Raw genomic sequence first — 3,397 nt, forward strand, 5'->3', positions numbered from 1 at the left:
TCAACAGCCAGATCCTTTATGCAACGCTCATTGGGGCTCAGCAGTTAGAGGAGGCAGACCAAAAAGCCTGCCTGAAGCACACACTCGACATCATGATGAGTGGCAACCGCCCTACCCCGGTCTGACCATCTTCTCTGGCCGGACAACACGGTCAAACTCTTCCGCAGACACATAACCAAGACGAAGAGCTTCTTCCTTCAGTGTGGTCCCGTTCTTATGGGCAGACTTGGCAATCTCGGTTGCTTTGTCATAGCCAATGGTGGGCGCAAGTGCTGTCACCAGCATCAAGGACCGTTCCAGCAACTCTTCAATACGCTCAATGTTTGGCTCAATGCCAACAACACAGCGGTCCGCAAAGCTCACCATGCAATCCGCCAGGAGCTCAATGGATTGCAACAAGCTGTTAGCAATCACAGGTTTGAACACATTCAGCTCAAAATGCCCCGTCGATCCACCCACACTCACCGCTGTCTGATTGCCCATCACCTGAGCGCAGACCATGGTCACCGCTTCACACTGGGTCGGGTTCACCTTACCCGGCATAATGGAAGAGCCCGGCTCGTTGGCTGGCAGGCTGATCTCACCAAGACCGGAACGCGGACCAGAAGCAAGGAAGCGAATGTCATTGGCAATCTTCATCAGCGAACAAGCCAGCGTGTTCAACGCACCATGTGCAAACACAGCCGCATCATGCGTGGCCAATGCCTCAAATTTATTGACCGCCGTCACGAATGGCAGACCTGTCACCTCACTCACGTGAGTAGCAAACGCACTGGCAAACTCTGGCGTTGAATTAAGTCCGGTTCCAACCGCTGTGCCACCCTGCGCAAGGCGATAAAGCCCTACAAGGCTCTGCTCAATACGCTCTTTGGAATACTCCAGCTGCGCCACATAGCCAGAAAATTCCTGCCCCAATGTCAAAGGCGTCGCATCCTGCGTGTGCGTCCGGCCAATCTTCACAATATCCGCAAAGGCCGCTACCTTGGCTTCCATCGTGTCGTGCAGATGTGTCAGCGCCGGCAGCAGCACTTTGTTGATCTCACAAGCTGCCGCGATATGCATGGCCGTCGGGAAGGTGTCGTTAGAGGACTGCCCCATATTCACGTGATCGTTGGGGTGCACAGGAGACTTGGTGCCAATCTGACCACCAAGCAACTCAATGGCTCGGTTGGCAATCACCTCGTTGGTGTTCATGTTGGATTGCGTGCCAGACCCTGTTTGCCAGATCACCAGAGGAAAATGCGCGTCCAGCTTGCCGGAAATCACCTCGGTCGCTGCCTGACAAATGGCCTTGCCCAGATCTTCTGACAAACGCCCCTCTTCCATATTCACCCTGGCAGCAGCCAGCTTCACCGCGCCTAACGCATGGATCAGCGCAGGCGGTAGATGCTCCCGGCCAATGGGAAAGTTGATCAGAGACCGTGCGGTTTGCGCGCCCCAATACTTGCCAATGGGAACATCCAGCACACCAAAACTATCGGATTCCTGCCGCATACCATCAGAATTTTGATCAGACATTGACACTTTCCTCTCAAGCGCAGTCCCGAAAAAGGAACGATCCCCTTCAGGCGAGAACACACGACAACGAAACCATAAAACAGTTTAGACAACCCTGCCATGAAGCACAGGGCTTCATCAACCGCAGGCGAACAAAACGTGAATTTCCGGTGCATGAACGCAGCGGTTCAATTTACATTCGTGAGCCAACCTGCTTATTCTCAACCATACCTACCGAAGATATATCAAAAAAGTTTCACCAGATGTCTATGCCCCCTCTCTCGGCGATCGGTATTGAGAATTACCGATCCGTACATAAGCTGTTCATGCGAGTTGGTGCCGTCAACGTGTTTGTCGGCAACAATGGCGTCGGTAAAACCAACCTCTACAAGTCGCTTGAACTTCTACAGCAAGCCGCACTGGGCCGTATCACCCGCGCCGTTTCAGAGGAAGGCGGCGTAGACAGCGTCATGTGGGCAGGAGACCTGAAAACCCACGAAAAGAAGCGCATCATCCTGCGTGCTGATCTGGGGGATCTTTCCTACCGCATCCAGCTGGGCCTGCCCAACCCGATCTCTGATCCCGCCCTGCCCTATGAGACCATGGTGAGAGAAGAAGAACTAAACCTCCTGACAGGCTCCAAGTCTGTCGTGCTGATGAACCGCAAAGGCCCAAGTGCCTTTCTGCGCGCCAGCAACGGCAGCAAAGTAACCTACGACAACGAACTTCTGCCTTCCGAGACGGCCCTCGCCAGCATTCGCGATGGCAGCCAGTTTCCGGAGTTAGATCTGGTCCGCCGCGCAATTGCAGACTGGCGTTTCTACCACACCTTCCGCAGTGATCGGGACAGCCTATTACGTCGTCCAAGCCCCAATGTCACCACCCCAACGCTCTCATCAGATGGCAACGATCTTGCAGCAGTTTTCGCTACACTGAAGGAAATCCGCAAGGACACGTTTTACCTCCAGGAAGCGGTCGATGATGCCTTCCCCAACAGCAAGCTGATCATCGAAGCCAATGGGCAGGATTGCCGCTTCGCATTACAGACACCGGAAATCCGCCGCCCGTTCCCCTCTCAGGAACTGTCGGACGGCACATTGCAATATCTCGCCCTGCTTGGCGCTATGTTGTCCTACCGCCTGCCCTCCTTCATTGCCCTCAACGAACCCGAAGCCAGCCTGCACCCTGACTTGCTGGAACCACTCGCCAAAGTCATTGCCAAAGCCTCAGAGCGCAGCCAGATCTGGCTCGTCACACATTCTGAGCAACTTGCAGATCATATTGCCAATCATGCCGGGGCATATCCAAGGCGCATTTATAAGGAAAACGGCCAGACCGGAATTGATGGCCTGAAAATCACCGGCGAATTCGTCGGAGAGGAGTACTAAGTTTGACCCCCAAGGACTTGATTGTCTGCCTTGCCACCATGGTAAGCTGGGCGTTTCTGATTGTCATAAGCAAAGGCTTGCTGCTTACCTACAATCTTGATCCATGGATCTTCACTATCATTCAGCTGATGTTTGGCGGCCTGTTCCTCATCGCCGTCAGCCGAAAGCTGGGCGCAACAATGGATGCGCTCAAGAGCCCTTACACCTGGGCCTATGGGGTTGCCCGCGTCCTATCTGCTGCCTGTTTCACAGCCTCTCTGCTGTACATCAGTGCGGCAAACGCAGGCTTTTTCGGCCTTGTCTCCGTTCCGTTTTCAGCGCTCGCCTTTGCTCTCTTGTTTTTCCGGCTCCCCACCGCTCTGGAACTGCCCGGTCATCTGATCATTATTCTTGGCGTTGTTCTGTTGATCTCCTCGCTGGATGACACCTACTCCAACCCCGCCGTCTATCTGATGATCTTCTCGGAATTTGCGGTGGTTGCCTCCGTTATTATCGCAGAATTCCACCCGCAA

3 protein-coding genes are annotated in these 3,397 nt (G+C 54.1%); 2 read left to right on the top strand and 1 reads right to left on the bottom strand.

What is annotated here, in order from left to right; all coding sequences use genetic code 11:
* Positions 1 to 111 precede the first annotated feature (111 nt).
* Positions 112 to 1,518: a class II fumarate hydratase gene (gene fumC, locus PPL9_RS15860; protein WP_057463612.1), complete on the bottom strand. Its 1,407-nt coding sequence runs from the start codon at positions 1,516 to 1,518 to the stop codon at positions 112 to 114.
* Between the two features lie 242 nt (positions 1,519 to 1,760).
* Here fumC and PPL9_RS15865 point away from each other — a divergent pair, with 242 nt between their 5' ends.
* Positions 1,761 to 2,885: an AAA family ATPase gene (locus PPL9_RS15865; protein WP_057463613.1), complete on the top strand. Its 1,125-nt coding sequence runs from the start codon at positions 1,761 to 1,763 to the stop codon at positions 2,883 to 2,885.
* A 2-nt stretch (positions 2,886 to 2,887) separates the two neighbouring features.
* On the top strand, positions 2,888 to 3,397 hold a 510-nt coding region (locus PPL9_RS15870; protein WP_208989407.1), incomplete at its 3' end, for an EamA family transporter.

This window comes from Pseudovibrio sp. POLY-S9, from assembly GCF_001431305.1.
GTDB lineage: Bacteria > Pseudomonadota > Alphaproteobacteria > Rhizobiales > Stappiaceae > Pseudovibrio.